This window comes from Salmonella sp. NW884 (genome assembly GCF_051700745.1).
GTDB classification, from domain to species: Bacteria; Pseudomonadota; Gammaproteobacteria; order Enterobacterales; family Enterobacteriaceae; genus Salmonella; species Salmonella enterica.
The window spans coordinates 178,708-192,925 of record NZ_JAMMDE010000003.1 but is presented as its reverse complement, the minus strand read 5'-3'; the positions used below and the strand labels follow the sequence as shown (position 1 = coordinate 192,925).

Here is a 14,218-nt window from a genome sequence, read left to right as displayed (position 1 = left end):
CTTTTCTTCTCCCTTCATTTTCGTTGCGTTGCATAATACCTGCAACGAGGCTTAACGAGAAGCTTAGCTGATGACGCTATAATTAGCGCCATAACACCTGGCGCTGTTGCAGGTGAGGAGGAACAATGAAAATTACTGTACTGGGATGCGGAGCCTTAGGACAACTTTGGCTTTCGGCACTGTGCAAACATGGACATGACGTACAGGGCTGGCTACGGGTGCCACAACCTTATTGCAGCGTAAATCTGATCGATACCGATGGTTCCTTTTTCAACGAATCACTGACGGCAAACGATCCGGATTTTTTGGCGAAGAGCGAACTGTTGTTAGTCACGCTGAAAGCGTGGCAGGTTTCCGACGCAGTACGAACCCTGGCGTCAACCCTACCGGTGACGTCGCCTATCCTGCTCATTCATAATGGAATGGGAACCATAGAAGAACTGCAAAATATCCAACAGCCGATGTTGATGGGGACTATCACCCATGCTGCGCGCCGCGACGGTAATATCATTATTCATGTCGCTAACGGTACTACGCATATTGGCCCGGCACGCGAGCAAGACGGCGATTACAGTTATCTCGCCGATATCCTGCAGGGGGTACTGCCCGATGTCGCCTGGCATAACAATATCCGCGCAGAGATGTGGCGCAAACTGGCGGTCAACTGTGTTATCAACCCGCTCACCGCGCTTTGGAACTGCCCGAACGGCGAGCTGCGCCATCATCCTGATGAAATCAACGCAATTTGCGAAGAGGTCGCCGCCGTGATTGAACGTGAAGGCTACCACACATCGGCAGACGATTTACGCTATTATGTTGAGCAAGTGATTGACAGTACGGCAGAAAACATCTCATCCATGTTGCAGGACGTGCGTGCCATGCGCCATACCGAAATTGACTACATCACCGGTTATTTACTCAAGCGCGCCCGTGTGCACGGTCTCGCCGTTCCGGAAAATAGCCGCCTGTTTGAAATGGTAAAGCGAAAGGAGAGTGAGTATGAGCGCTCAGGCACTGGTATGCCTCGCCCCTGGTAGTGAAGAGACCGAAGCGGTCACCACTATCGATCTGCTGGTTCGCGGCGGAATCCACGTCACTACCGCCAGCGTCGCCAGCGATGGCAACCTGACGATTGTCTGCTCGCGCGGTGTAAAGCTACTGGCGGATGCGCCGCTGGTTGAAGTTGCCGACGGCGATTATGACATCATCGTGTTGCCCGGCGGAATTAAAGGCGCCGAGTGCTTTCGCGACAGCCCGCTGCTGGTCGAAACCGTAAAACAGTTTCACCGCTCCGGGCGCATTGTCGCAGCCATTTGCGCCGCAGCCGCCACAGTGCTCGTGCCGCACGATATCTTCCCTATCGGCAATATGACCGGTTTTCCGGCGCTGAAAGATAAGATCCCCGCCGAACAGTGGCTGGATAAGCGTGTGGTGTGGGATGCGCGGGTAAAATTATTAACCAGCCAGGGACCGGGTACCGCTATCGATTTTGGTTTGAAAATCATCGACCTGTTGGCTGGTCGTGAAAAAGCGCATGAAGTGGCTTCGCAACTGGTGATGGCGGCGGGGATTTATAACTACTACGAATAAGAATGATTGCCGGATGGCGGCGTAAACACCTTATCCGGCCTACAAAACGGTACAGTCTGTAGGCCGAATAAGCGACAGCGCCATCCGGCAGTTATTTTACGGGCGTTCGCCCTGCGCCAGACGCGCATTAATATGCGCAATCACCCCAGGTAAATCCGCCAGTGAATCCACCACGTAATGCGCCCCGGCGGCGTACAGCTTGCTGGCCGCGTGCTCGCGGCGGACCGCAACGTCCTCTTTCGACATTGTCTGATAGGCGTCCCATGTTGCGCCGAATTCGTTACCCGATACCGCCAGCCCCACCGTCCACATCCCCGCGTTAAGCCCCTCGCTAATGCCCGGCGCGGCATCATCTACCTTCACACAGTGCGCGACCGCATCAATGCCCAGCGCAATCACGTTTTGCAGCGCCATCCACGGCCCCGGGCGACCACCCGCGGCCAGGTCGTCCGTTGCCACCCAATGATCCGGACGATAGCCATGCTCGGCAGCGGCGGGAACCAGGCGCTCCATCACCGCTCGTGGGTAACCGGAGCAGGAGCCTATCTTGATACCCTCGGCTCGTAGCGCCGCGATCGTGTCGATAACTCCGGCAATAGGAGAAGAAAAATCGATAACTTTAGCAATCTGTAACGGCATGAAAGCGGCGTAGATGGCATCAATATCTGCTGCGCTCATGGAGCGGCCAAACTTTGCCTGCCAGCGCGCGTCAACAGCAGGTAATTTTCCCAGCGCTTCAATGTGTTGCCATTTACCCAGCCCCATTGGCACGCGTGCTTCGGCGAGGGTGATCTCCACATCAAATGCCTGACGGAACGCCTCGACGAAAATTTGCGTCGGCGCGAAGGAGCCAAAATCGACGGTGGTGCCCGCCCAGTCGAGAATAACAGCGTGAATACGGTTCATCATGGTTCCTTATTTCGTCCAGTACATGGCGGTACGAATGGCGGTCAGCAGGGCAGTGATATCGGCGGCATATACTTCGCCAATGTTGCCGATGCGAAAGCAGTCGCTTTGCGACACTTTGCCAGGATAGATCACAAAGCCCTGCTCTTTGAGGCGGCGATAAAATTCGCTAAAGCGATACTGCGGGTCTTCCGGTGAATAAAAGGCGGTGATAATGGGCGAATGAAGCTCGTCATCCAGCAGCGTGTTAAAGCCCAGCGCCCGCATTCCGGCCACCAGGCTGCGCTGATTTTGCTGATAGCGTTGATGACGTGCCGCCACGCCACCTTCTTTCGCCAGCTCTTTCAGCGCCTGGGCAAACGCCAGGACGGTATGTGTGGGCGAAGTAAAACGCCATTTGCCGTGGTTATCCTCCATGCAACGCCACTGGGCGTAGAGATCTAACGACAGCGAGCGGGAACGCCCTTTGCACGCGGCCAGTTTTTGCTCGCGGGCAATCACGAAGGCAAAACCCGGCACGCCCTGAATGCATTTATTGGCGGAGCTGATCAGATAGTCGATGTGTAATGCTGCAATATCCATGGGGATGCCGCCGAAGCTGCTCATGGCGTCAACGATGTAGGTTTTGCCATAGCGATGCGCCAGAGCGCCCACCTCATCAATGGGGTTGAGCATCCCGGTGGTCGTTTCGCTATGCACCATGGCGATATGGCTGATCGTCGGGTCGGCGTTGAGGATCGCGTCGATCGCCTGCACGTCCGGGCGCGCAACTTCGCCGCAGTCGTAAGCGTGATGGGCGATACCCATAAGGCCGGCCATCTCGACCATTCGTGCGCCGTATGCACCGTTGCTGACGATCAGCACCTTATCCTGCGGCCCCAATGCGCTGCCCAGTACGGCTTCCACAGCATAGCTACCGCTGCCTTGCAGTAGTACGGAGGTGTAGCCTTCGGAGGCCGTTGCCAGTTCGGTCAGCTGCTGGCGGATCTGTTCCACCACGCCGATATTATAATCATCATCCCAGGTACAGCTATCGAACAACATCGCTTCTTTCACGGTACGAGAGGTGGTGAGCGGGCCAGGAGTCAGCAACAGATAGTTACGCGAAGTCATGTTATTTACCTTTGGTCTATACCAGATTGCATTTATCATGACGATCTTTGCCACGACGGGTCAAAGAGAAAATCGCGCTGCAACAAAAAATTCATCTCTGCTTGTATAATGGCGGCAGGCAAAACGGAAGCGAGTAAGCATGAAATCTATCCCGGGCGATATCCCGCAGTACCTGTTGATCAAGGCGCAGCTTCAGGCGCGTATTCAGAGCGGTGCGTTGAAAAGCGGTGATAAACTGCCATCTGAACGCGAACTGTGCGCGATCTTCAACACCACGCGCATTACTATTCGCGAAAGCCTGGCGCAGCTGGAGTCCAGTGGGCTTATCTGGCGCGCCGATCGTCGCGGTTGGTTCGTTACGCCGGAACGCCTGTGGCTGGATCCGACCCAGAACACCAACTTCCATAAGCTTTGCCGCGAGCAGGGGCGGGAGCCAAAAACCGCGCTACTGAGCGGCGTGTTAACCACCGTGCCTGTCGAGGTCATGGAGCCCCTCCAGCTCCAGCCGTTTGATCAAATCTATCTGCTGACCCGTCTGCGTTACGCCGATGGCCGCGCCGTGTGCTACTGCGAAAACCATTGTTTGCCCGCCCGCGTGCCTGAGCTGCTGCAGTACGATCTCAACGGCAGCCTGACCGAGGTATACGAGTCGCACTACAACCTCGTCTATACCAGCATGCATCTGTCGTTCTACCCCACCGCCATGCCTGCGCAGGCCGCACAGGCGCTGGGAGTTATGGAAGGACGCCCGGCGCTGTTGCTGCGCCGTCTGAACTACGATCAACACGGGCGAGTGCTGGATCTGGATATCGAATACTGGCGTCACGACAGCCTGCGTATTGAGGTAGATACCCACTAGCGGATGCGCCGGATGTTGGCTGCGGGACTTATCCGGCCTGTCAATCGTATCGTCTCACGGCTATCCGGATAAGCGCAGCATCATCCGGCGTGGACTGATTTATTTCTCTTTCATCGTTTTGTCATATAAGCCGTTTAGCGTAAAAAGCAAACCTGGTATAGGCCAGAAAATGCAACGTACGCTATGAGGCTATTACGATGAAACTTTCCCGACTTGCTCTGCTGTCTGTCTTCGCTCTCGCCAGCGCCCCGTCATGGGCGGAATCGGTGGTCACGGTGTACTCCATCGACGGGCTGCATGATGGCGATAACAGCTGGTACCAGGTACAGTTTGACGCATTCACCAAAGCGACCGGCATTACCGTACGCTATGTTGAAGGCGGTGGTGGCGTGGTAGTGGAACGTCTGGCAAAAGAGCGCACGAATCCACAGGCCGACGTGCTGGTAACCGCGCCGCCATTCATTCAGCGCGCCGCCGCCGAAAAGCTGCTGGCGAACTTTAACACCGACGCCGCATCGGCTATCCCCGATGCCAACAACCTTTATTCGCCGCTGGTAAAGAACTATCTGAGCTTTATCTACAACAGCAAGCTGCTGAAAACTGCCCCGGCGAGCTGGCAGGATCTGCTTGACGGTAAATTCAAAAATAAACTCCAGTATTCCACGCCAGGTCAGGCCGCTGACGGCACGGCGGTGATGCTGCAGGCTTTCCACAGCTTCGGCAGTAAAGATGCCGGTTTTGCGTATCTCGGCAAGCTGCAGGCCAATAACGTCGGGCCATCTGCCTCTACCGGCAAGCTAACCGCGCTGGTTAATAAAGGTGAAATCTACGTCGCTAACGGCGACCTGCAAATGAACCTCGCGCAGATGGAACGTAACCCGAACGTGAAAATCTTCTGGCCGGCCAACGACAAAGGCGAGCGCAGCGCGCTGGCCATCCCTTATGTCATTGGCCTGGTCCAGGGGGCGCCGCAGAGTGAAAATGGTAAAAAGCTGATTAACTTCCTGCTGAGTAAAGAAGCGCAGACTCGCGTCAGCGAACTCTCCTGGGGAATGCCGGTACGCAGCGACGTGACGCCGAGCGACGAACATTATAAGGCCGCCACTGCCGCGTTAGAAGGCGTGCAGAGCTGGCAGCCAAATTGGGATGACGTAGCCGTTTCGCTGTCGGCAGATATTAGCCGTTGGCACAAAGTGACCGAAAGCGAGTAAGCCTGATGCTGATGAAAACGACCACCGTTCACGCCCCTGCATCGCAGGGGACATCGGGGATAGTCCTCGACTCGCTGCGCGTTGCGTATCACGGCAACGTGGTGCTTAAACCGCTCTCTTTGACGATTGAACCTGGCGAAGTGCTGGCGCTGATTGGCCCATCAGGATCTGGAAAAACGACGGTGCTGCGTGCGGTTGCGGGCTTTGTGCAACCTGCAGGCGGTCGTATTCTGATTGGCGATACGGACGTCACCCATCTGCCACCCTATAAACGCGGGTTGGCGATGGTGGTGCAGAACTACGCCTTGTTCCCGCATCTGAAAGTGGAAGACAACGTCGCTTTTGGCCTGCGTGCGCAGAAGCAGCCAAAGGCGCTAATTAATGAGCGTGTAACGCAGGCGCTGAAAACGGTTGGCATGAGTGATTACGCCGCCCGTTATCCGCATCAACTTTCCGGCGGCCAGCAGCAACGCGTGGCCATCGCCCGCGCGATTGCCGTGCGCCCGCGCGTGCTGTTGCTGGATGAACCACTGTCAGCGCTGGACGCACAGATTCGTCATAATATGGTGGAAGAAATCGCCCGTCTTCACCGTGAGCTGCCGGAACTCACTATTCTCTACGTCACCCACGATCAAACGGAAGCGCTCACTCTGGCCGATAAAATCGGCATTATGAAGGATGGCTCGCTGATTGCTCACGGCGAAACCCGCGCGCTATATCAGCATCCGCCCAATCGTTTTGCCGCCGAATTCTTAGGTCGCGCCAATATTCTCTCCGCTATCGCGCTGGGGATAACGGAGGCTCCGGGGCTGGTGGACGTCAGCTGCGGCGGTGCGGTGATTCGCGCGTTCAGCCGGGGCAGCCACCACGGTTACAACAAACTGCTGTGCATTCGTCCTCAGCACCTCAGCCTGACGCCGCGTTCGGCCTACAGCAACCGCTTCAACGCCACACTGCAATCGGTGCACTGGCAGGGCGATTTAACCCATCTGCTGTGTGACGTTGCTGGCGAAACGGTGCGGATGGTGTTGACGCATGTCAATCCGCTGCCGCGCGTGGGCGACAAGCTGGCGCTGTGGTTCGAACCGGATGATGCGGTCCTGATTGAGGTATAACCATGTCACTCATTTTACCTCTGGAAAAACCGGCGCTTAACCTACGCCCACTGCTGTGGCTGCTGCTCCCGTTGCTGGTGCTGGCGACGCTGTTTTTCTGGCCTCTGTCGCTCATCGTTGAACAGGCGCTACGCGGTGCCAATGGCGAGATCGGGCTCGAGACCTTCCGGCAGGTGGTCGACTCGAAACGCTTTGTCGGCGCGTTGCTGAACACGTTGCAAATCGCCTTTTTCGCCACCGCCGGTTGCCTGCTGCTGGGCAGCGTGATGTCGCTGATTCTGGTGTTTATTCCTTTCCCCGGTAGCGAGTTGATTGGTCGGGTCGTCGATACTTTTATTGCGCTGCCGACCTTCCTGATTACGCTGGCGTTCACCTTTATTTATGGGTCAGCGGGTCTGCTCAACGGTACGCTGATGAGCCTGTTTGCCTTTGAGCTACCGCCGGTAGATTTTCTCTACTCGATGCAGGGCGTCATTCTGGCGGAGATCACGGTGTTCACTCCGCTGGTGATGCGGCCACTGATGGCCGCGCTGCGGCAAATTGATAAAAGCCAGCTAGAAGCAGCCAGCATTCTGGGGGCGCACCCGTTACGGGTGATTGGGCAGGTGATTTTCCCGGCGGCGCTACCGGCGCTGATGGCTGGTGGCAGCCTGTGCCTGCTGTTGACCACTAACGAGTTTGGCATCGTACTGTTTATTGGCGCGAAAGGGGTTAACACCCTGCCGATGATGGTTTACAGCAAAGCGATTCTGGAGTCCGACTATACGGTCGCCTGCATGATTGCGTTGATTAACATTGTCTTGTCGCTGGGGCTGTTCTCCCTCTATCGCCTGGCGGCATCGCGTACCGGCGTAAGGAGCTAGCCATGCTAATTTGGTCACCTAAAGGACGCGCAGCGGCGGGCGTTGTGGCTAGCGTACTGTTTATCGTGTTCTTTTTCCTGCCGCTGGCGGTGATTCTGATGTCCAGCCTTAGCCAGCAGTGGAACGGTATTCTGCCGAGTGGCTTCACGCTGAACCACTTTGTTAACGCTCTGCACGGTGCGGCATGGGATGCCCTACTTGCCAGCCTCACGATTGGCTTTTGCGCCAGCCTGTTTGCGCTGCTTTGCGGCGTTTGGGCGGCGCTGGCGCTGCGTCAATATGGGGTGAAAACGCAGAAATGGTTAAGTATGGTGTTCTATCTGCCGAGTGCGATTCCGTCTGTGTCCGTGGGCCTGGGCATTCTGGTTGCTTTCAGCCAGGGGCCATTGCAAATGAACGGCACCCTATGGATTGTGCTGACAGCGCACTTTGTGCTGATTTCCGCCTTTACCTTCAGTAACGTGTCGACCGGACTGGCGCGAATTTCCGCCGATATTGAAAACGTCGCGTCGAGTCTGGGGGCATCGCCCTGGTATCGTCTGCGTCACGTGACGTTGCCGTTATTGATGCCGTGGATGATGTCAGCGCTAGCGCTGAGTTTATCGCTCTCCATGGGGGAGTTGGGCGCGACGATGATGATTTATCCGCCGGGCTGGACGACGCTGCCGGTAGCTATCTTTAGCCTGACCGACCGTGGAAATATCGCCGACGGCGCGGCGCTGACCATTGTGCTGGTGGCCATGACGCTGCTGCTGATGATGAAGCTGGAGCGCATTGCAAAACGGTTGGGGCAGAAATAAAACGGTAGGCCGGGTAGGACATAGCCGCCACCCGGCAAAGGAATTACGGACGATACACTTTCACGTTTTCAAAGCCCTGCTCGCGCAGATAGAGCGCCTGCAGGCGGCTCATTACCCCGCGTTCGCACCACAGCAGCCAGGTTTTGCTCTGATCGAGGTCGCCAAATTTAGTGCTCAGCTTGTAGAAAGGCAGCGAAACGACGTCGACGCCTTCCACTTTCAGCGGCTTGTCATCCTGCTCATCGACAGAACGGATATCCAGAATCACATCGTTGGCGCCAAAACCGCTCACGGTTTCTACTTCCACCACCTCCTGCTGGGTCTGCTGGGCGATTTCACGAATATCGACGTTGTTCGCTTCTTCTACCACCTTATCGAGAATACTGAAGTCGAAATTTTCTTCTTCGGCTTCAATTTTCGCTTTAATGGCTTTCACCGTCGGACTTTTTGAAATCACGCCACAATATTCCGGCATCGTACGGGCAAAATCTTCCGTACCAATCTGGCGCGCCAGGTTGATAATGTGCTCTTTATCGTAAGAGATCAGCGGGCGCAGGATCAGCGTGTCAGACACGTTATCGATCAAGCGCAAGTTGGTTAGCGTCTGGCTGGACACCTGGCCCAGCGCTTCGCCGGTCACCAGCGCCTGTACGCCGTAACGTTCCGCCACTTTCGACGCCGCGCGTACCATCATACGTTTGAGCACCACGCCCATCTGGCCGTCGTCAACTTTCTCCAGAATCTCGCCAACCACTGGTTCGAAGTTAATCGCCACAAAACGCACGCGATGGGAGCTGCCAAAGCGGTTCCACAGGTAATGCGCCACCTGGCGAACGCCGATTTCATGCGCCGCGCCGCCAAGGTTAAAGAAGCAGTAGTGTACGCGACAGCCGCGACGCATCAGCATATAGCTGGAGACGCCGGAGTCAAAACCGCCGGAGATCAGCGACAGCACGTCTTCCTGGGTGCCAATCGGGAAACCGCCAATACCTTCATAACGCCCTTTGATCAGCAGCAGGCGATCATCTTCCACTTCCAGATGCACCGTCACATCCGGGTTAGTGAGCTTCACGCGCGCCGATTCAATATGCTGATTTAATCCGCCGCCAACATAGCGCTCCACTTCAATGGAGCTAAACTCATGCTTACCGCGACGTTTTACCCGCACGCAGAAGGTTTTGCCTTCAAGCTGTTCGCGATACTGCGCCAACGCTTTCTCGAAAATGTCGTGCATATCGGTGAACGGCACATCTTCGACTTCAAGAATATGGTGAATCCCCGGGATGCGGGTCAGCGCGTCGCGAATCGCCAGACGCTGGTTTTCATCTTTGGCGCGAACTTCAATGTTATCCCAGTGACGGACAACCGCGAGGGTCTCATCGTAGTGCTTTAAAACGTTACGGATGTTCCCGGTTAAAATTTTTATAAAGCGCAAACGCACAGATTGGCTTTTGATAGTGATTTCCGGGAACAATTTAATGATAAACTTCATGGCGGCAATGGTTCTTTAGCAAGCTATCTAAGGCTTGTCGTGGAGAAATAGTACAGCAGCCCATACCTACGGCTGCATCCAGGCGCGGAAGTATATCACTATCACGGACATCTTGCGCATTTCCCCTTACCATTGCGCGTTATTTGCTTATCAGTGTGAGTCCGTTACCATAGACTTGTACTGCCATTACAGAGAGTCAAACAGTCATCATGCCGAAGAAAAATGAGGCGCCCGCCAGCTTTGAAACTGCGCTGAGCGAGCTGGAACATATTGTTACCCGCCTGGAAAGCGGCGATTTGCCGCTGGAAGACGCGCTGAATGAATTCGAGCGCGGCGTACAACTGGCGCGTCAGGGGCAGGCAAAACTGCAGCAGGCGGAACAGCGCGTGCAAATTTTGCTGTCTGATAATGAAGAGGCTTCACCTGAGCCTTTTATCGCGGATAATGAGTAAATGGACTTTACGCAGCAGCTACAGGCTTGCGTAACGCAAGCGAATCAGGCGCTGAGCCGTTTTATCGCGCCACTGCCCTTTCAGAACACTCCCGTGGTCGAAGCCATGCAGTATGGCGCATTATTAGGCGGTAAACGCCTGCGGCCATTTCTGGTTTACGCCACCGGTCAAATGTTTGGCGTCAGTACGGCAACGCTGGATGCGCCAGCTGCGGCGGTCGAATGCATTCATGCCTATTCGCTGATCCATGACGACCTGCCAGCAATGGACGATGACGATTTGCGTCGCGGCCTGCCGACTTGCCATATTAAATTTGGCGAAGCCAACGCAATCCTGGCGGGAGACGCGTTGCAAACGCTGGCGTTTGCCATTATCAGCGACGCGCCGATGCCGGAAGTCGCCGATCGCGATCGTATCGCGATGATCGCCGAACTGGCGAACGCCAGCGGTATCGCCGGTATGTGCGGCGGTCAGGCATTGGATCTGGCGGCAGAAGGCCAGCGGATCACTCTGGACGCGCTGGAACGCATTCATCGCCATAAGACCGGCGCGCTCATTCGCGCCGCCGTTAGACTTGGCGCGTTGAGCGCGGGCGATAAAGGACGGAATACTCTGCCGATACTTGACCGCTATGCAGAGAGTATCGGCCTTGCCTTCCAGGTTCAGGATGACATTCTGGATGTGGTGGGCGATACTGCAACGTTAGGTAAACGTCAGGGCGCAGACCAGCAGCTTGGCAAAAGTACCTACCCTGCACTTCTGGGTCTTGAGCAAGCCCGGAATAAAGCCCGGGACCTGATAGAGGACGCCCGTCAGTCGTTACATCAGCTGGCCGCGCAATCACTGGACACCTCGGCACTGGAAGCGCTAGCGAACTACATAATCCAGCGTGATAAATAAACCCCATATCCAATGAGCTTGCGATGAGTTTTGATATAGCCAAATACCCTACCCTGGCATTGGTCGACTCCACCCAGGAGTTACGACTGTTACCGAAAGAGAGTCTGCCGAAACTCTGCGACGAGCTACGCCGCTACTTACTCGACAGCGTAAGCCGTTCCAGCGGGCATTTCGCTTCCGGGCTGGGCACGGTAGAACTTACCGTGGCGCTGCATTATGTCTACAACACCCCGTTTGACCAGCTAATCTGGGATGTTGGACACCAGGCTTATCCACATAAAATCCTTACCGGTCGTCGCGACAAAATCGGCACCATTCGCCAGAAAGGCGGTCTGCACCCGTTCCCGTGGCGCGGAGAAAGCGAATACGATGTGCTGAGCGTTGGGCATTCCTCCACCTCCATCAGCGCCGGTATCGGTATTGCCGTGGCGGCGGAGAAAGAAGGCAAAGATCGCCGCACCGTCTGTGTGATTGGCGACGGCGCCATCACCGCCGGTATGGCGTTTGAAGCAATGAATCACGCAGGCGATATCCGGCCCGACATGCTGGTCATTCTGAACGACAATGAAATGTCGATTTCGGAAAACGTCGGCGCGCTCAACAACCATCTGGCGCAGCTACTTTCCGGTAAGCTTTACTCTTCTCTGCGCGAAGGCGGAAAAAAGGTCTTCTCCGGCGTACCGCCAATTAAAGAACTGCTCAAGCGTACCGAAGAACATATTAAAGGCATGGTTGTGCCGGGAACACTGTTCGAAGAGCTGGGCTTTAACTACATCGGGCCGGTCGATGGTCACGATGTCATGGGGCTTATCAGCACATTGAAGAACATGCGCGACCTGAAAGGCCCGCAGTTCCTGCATATCATGACCAAGAAAGGCCGCGGCTATGAGCCCGCGGAAAAAGATCCGATCACTTTCCATGCGGTGCCTAAATTTGATCCTTCCAGCGGATGTTTGCCGAAAAGCAGCGGCGGTCTGCCAGGTTATTCAAAAATCTTCGGTGACTGGCTGTGTGAAACCGCCGCCAAAGACAGCAAGCTGATGGCGATCACCCCGGCAATGCGCGAAGGTTCCGGCATGGTGGAATTTTCACGTAAATTCCCGGATCGCTATTTTGACGTCGCCATCGCCGAGCAGCATGCCGTCACCTTCGCCGCAGGTCTGGCGATTGGCGGCTATAAGCCCGTCGTGGCGATCTACTCTACTTTCCTGCAACGCGCCTACGATCAGGTCATCCATGACGTCGCTATCCAGAAACTGCCGGTCATGTTCGCCATCGATCGCGCCGGTATCGTTGGCGCGGATGGGCAAACACACCAGGGCGCGTTCGATCTCTCCTATCTGCGCTGCATCCCGGATATGGTGATCATGACGCCAAGCGACGAAAACGAATGTCGCCAGATGTTATTTACCGGGTATCACTATAACGACGGCCCGACGGCAGTACGTTATCCACGCGGTAATGCGCAGGGCGTGGCGCTAACCCCGCTGGAAAAACTGCCTATTGGTAAAGGCCTTGTGAAGCGTCATGGCGAAAAACTGGCGATTCTGAACTTTGGCACCTTAATGCCTGAGGCGGCGAAAGTCGCCGAAGCGCTTAACGCCACGCTGGTCGACATGCGCTTTGTTAAGCCGCTGGACGACACGCTAATTCTGGAGATGGCCGCGCAGCATGACGCGCTGGTGACGCTGGAAGAAAACGCCATTATGGGCGGCGCTGGCAGCGGCGTAAACGAAGTGCTAATGGCCCATCGTAAACCTGTACCTGTGCTGAATATCGGTCTTCCGGATTTCTTTATCCCGCAAGGAACGCAGGAAGAAGCCCGCGCGGAACTGGGGCTTGACGCCGCAGGCATTGAAGCCAAAATCAAGGCCTGGCTGGCATAATCCCCTCTTTGCTCCTGCTATGCTTGAAGAGTGACGGGTATAACAGGAGCGGAGTCATGCAATACAATACGTTAGGAAATACCGATCTTCGGGTGTCCCGCCTTTGTCTGGGCTGTATGACATTCGGCGAGCCGAGTCGCGGCAATCACGCCTGGACGCTTCCCGAAGAGAGCAGCCGTCCCATCATCAAGCGCGCCCTTGAGGGCGGCATTAACTTTTTTGATACCGCCAACAGCTACTCCGACGGCAGCAGCGAAGAGATTGTCGGTCGCGCGCTGCGTGATTTCGCCCGGCGCGACGAGGTGGTGGTAGCGACGAAAGTCTTCCATCGCGTCGGCGATCTGCCGGAAGGATTGTCCCGCGCGCAAATCCTGCGCTCTATTGACGATAGCCTCACCCGTCTGGGAATGGAGTATGTCGATATCCTGCAAATCCACCGCTGGGATTACACCACGCCGATAGAAGAAACTCTGGAAGCGCTAAGCGACGTGGTGAAGGCGGGTAAAGCCCGCTATATCGGCGCTTCCTCAATGCACGCCTCACAATTTGCCCAGGCGCTGGCGCTACAAAAACAACACGGCTGGGCGCCGTTTGTCACCATGCAGGATCACTATAACCTGATCTACCGCGAGGAAGAGCGTGAGATGCTACCGCTGTGCTGGCAGGAAGGCGTCGCCGTGATTCCGTGGAGCCCGCTGGCGCGCGGGCGCTTAACTCGCCCCTGGGGAGAAACCACGGCCCGGCTGGTCTCGGATGACGTGGGCAAAAATTTATACGCTGAAAGCGATAAAAATGATGCGCAAATAGCGGAACGGCTGGCTGGCGTCAGCGAGGCGCTTGGCGCAACGCGAGCGCAGGTCGCGCTGGCCTGGCTGCTCAGCAAACGAGGCGTCGCCGCGCCGATTATCGGCGCTTCGCGTGAAGAGCAGTTAGATGAGTTGCTGAATGCCGTTGATTTAACGCTCAAACCGGAGCAGATTGCCGAACTCGAAACACCGTACAAACAGCATCCGGTGGTGGGATTTAAATAA

The 14,218-nt window shown here is 55.9% G+C and carries 14 protein-coding genes; 11 read left to right on the top strand and 3 right to left on the bottom strand.

Going from position 1 to position 14,218, the window contains the following annotated elements:
- Positions 1–125: 125 nt before the first annotated feature.
- Both panE and yajL read left to right on the top strand, forming a co-directional pair.
- The gene (gene panE, locus NA197_RS08885; RefSeq protein ID WP_000705814.1) at positions 126–1,037 is read left to right on the top strand and encodes a 2-dehydropantoate 2-reductase; all 912 of its coding nucleotides are present in this window, start codon (positions 126–128) and stop codon (positions 1,035–1,037) included.
- Positions 1,000–1,590: a protein deglycase YajL gene (gene yajL, locus NA197_RS08880; RefSeq protein ID WP_001275806.1), complete on the top strand. Its 591-nt coding sequence runs from the start codon at positions 1,000–1,002 to the stop codon at positions 1,588–1,590. Before panE ends, yajL begins: the two co-directional genes overlap by 38 nt.
- A gap of 96 nt (positions 1,591–1,686) precedes the next feature.
- Here the strand turns inward: yajL and phnX are convergent, their stop codons facing one another.
- Complete coding sequence (gene phnX, locus NA197_RS08875; RefSeq protein WP_021000005.1) at positions 1,687–2,496, bottom strand: phosphonoacetaldehyde hydrolase; 810 nt, start codon at positions 2,494–2,496, stop codon at positions 1,687–1,689.
- 9 nt (positions 2,497–2,505) lie between these two features.
- A complete protein-coding gene (gene phnW / locus NA197_RS08870; protein WP_000203969.1) occupies positions 2,506–3,609 on the bottom strand; it encodes a 2-aminoethylphosphonate--pyruvate transaminase in 1,104 nt (367 codons plus the stop codon).
- 139 nt (positions 3,610–3,748) lie between these two features.
- Here phnW and phnR point away from each other — a divergent pair, with 139 nt between their 5' ends.
- The 5 genes from phnR (at position 3,749) to phnV (ending at position 8,457) form a co-directional block, all read left to right on the top strand.
- Positions 3,749–4,468 carry a phosphonate utilization transcriptional regulator PhnR gene (gene phnR, locus NA197_RS08865; RefSeq protein WP_000836268.1) on the top strand — a complete coding sequence of 240 codons (720 nt, stop codon included), beginning with the start codon at positions 3,749–3,751 and terminating at the stop codon, positions 4,466–4,468.
- 197 nt (positions 4,469–4,665) lie between these two features.
- Complete coding sequence (phnS, locus tag NA197_RS08860; RefSeq protein ID WP_000778008.1) at positions 4,666–5,679, top strand: 2-aminoethylphosphonate ABC transporter substrate-binding protein; 1,014 nt, start codon at positions 4,666–4,668, stop codon at positions 5,677–5,679.
- A gap of 5 nt (positions 5,680–5,684) precedes the next feature.
- Positions 5,685–6,794, top strand: coding sequence for a 2-aminoethylphosphonate ABC transport system ATP-binding subunit PhnT (gene phnT / locus NA197_RS08855; protein WP_000928801.1), 1,110 nt, complete (start codon positions 5,685–5,687; stop codon positions 6,792–6,794).
- A 2-nt stretch (positions 6,795–6,796) separates the two neighbouring features.
- Positions 6,797–7,657: a 2-aminoethylphosphonate ABC transporter permease subunit gene (gene phnU, locus NA197_RS08850; RefSeq protein ID WP_000052716.1), complete on the top strand. Its 861-nt coding sequence runs from the start codon at positions 6,797–6,799 to the stop codon at positions 7,655–7,657.
- Positions 7,658–7,659: 2 nt separating this feature from the next.
- Positions 7,660–8,457, top strand: coding sequence for a 2-aminoethylphosphonate ABC transport system, membrane component PhnV (gene phnV, locus NA197_RS08845; protein WP_000909792.1), 798 nt, complete (start codon positions 7,660–7,662; stop codon positions 8,455–8,457).
- Between the two features lie 43 nt (positions 8,458–8,500).
- Here phnV and thiI read toward each other — a convergent pair whose 3' ends face one another.
- Positions 8,501–9,949, bottom strand: a complete 1,449-nt coding sequence (thiI, locus tag NA197_RS08840; protein ID WP_020898476.1) for a tRNA uracil 4-sulfurtransferase ThiI — start codon at positions 9,947–9,949, stop codon at positions 8,501–8,503.
- Between the two features lie 209 nt (positions 9,950–10,158).
- Between thiI and xseB the strand changes: the two genes are divergently transcribed.
- From xseB to NA197_RS08820, 4 genes are read left to right on the top strand one after another with little or no spacing between them, the layout of a single operon-like run.
- Positions 10,159–10,401 carry an exodeoxyribonuclease VII small subunit gene (gene xseB, locus NA197_RS08835; RefSeq protein ID WP_001124944.1) on the top strand — a complete coding sequence of 81 codons (243 nt, stop codon included), beginning with the start codon at positions 10,159–10,161 and terminating at the stop codon, positions 10,399–10,401.
- Positions 10,402–11,301, top strand: coding sequence for a (2E,6E)-farnesyl diphosphate synthase (gene ispA / locus NA197_RS08830; protein ID WP_000348074.1), 900 nt, complete (start codon positions 10,402–10,404; stop codon positions 11,299–11,301).
- A 23-nt stretch (positions 11,302–11,324) separates the two neighbouring features.
- Complete coding sequence (gene dxs, locus NA197_RS08825) at positions 11,325–13,187, top strand: 1-deoxy-D-xylulose-5-phosphate synthase (RefSeq protein WP_000006777.1); 1,863 nt, start codon at positions 11,325–11,327, stop codon at positions 13,185–13,187.
- Between the two features lie 56 nt (positions 13,188–13,243).
- A complete protein-coding gene (locus NA197_RS08820) occupies positions 13,244–14,218 on the top strand; it encodes an aldo/keto reductase (protein WP_064043346.1) in 975 nt (324 codons plus the stop codon).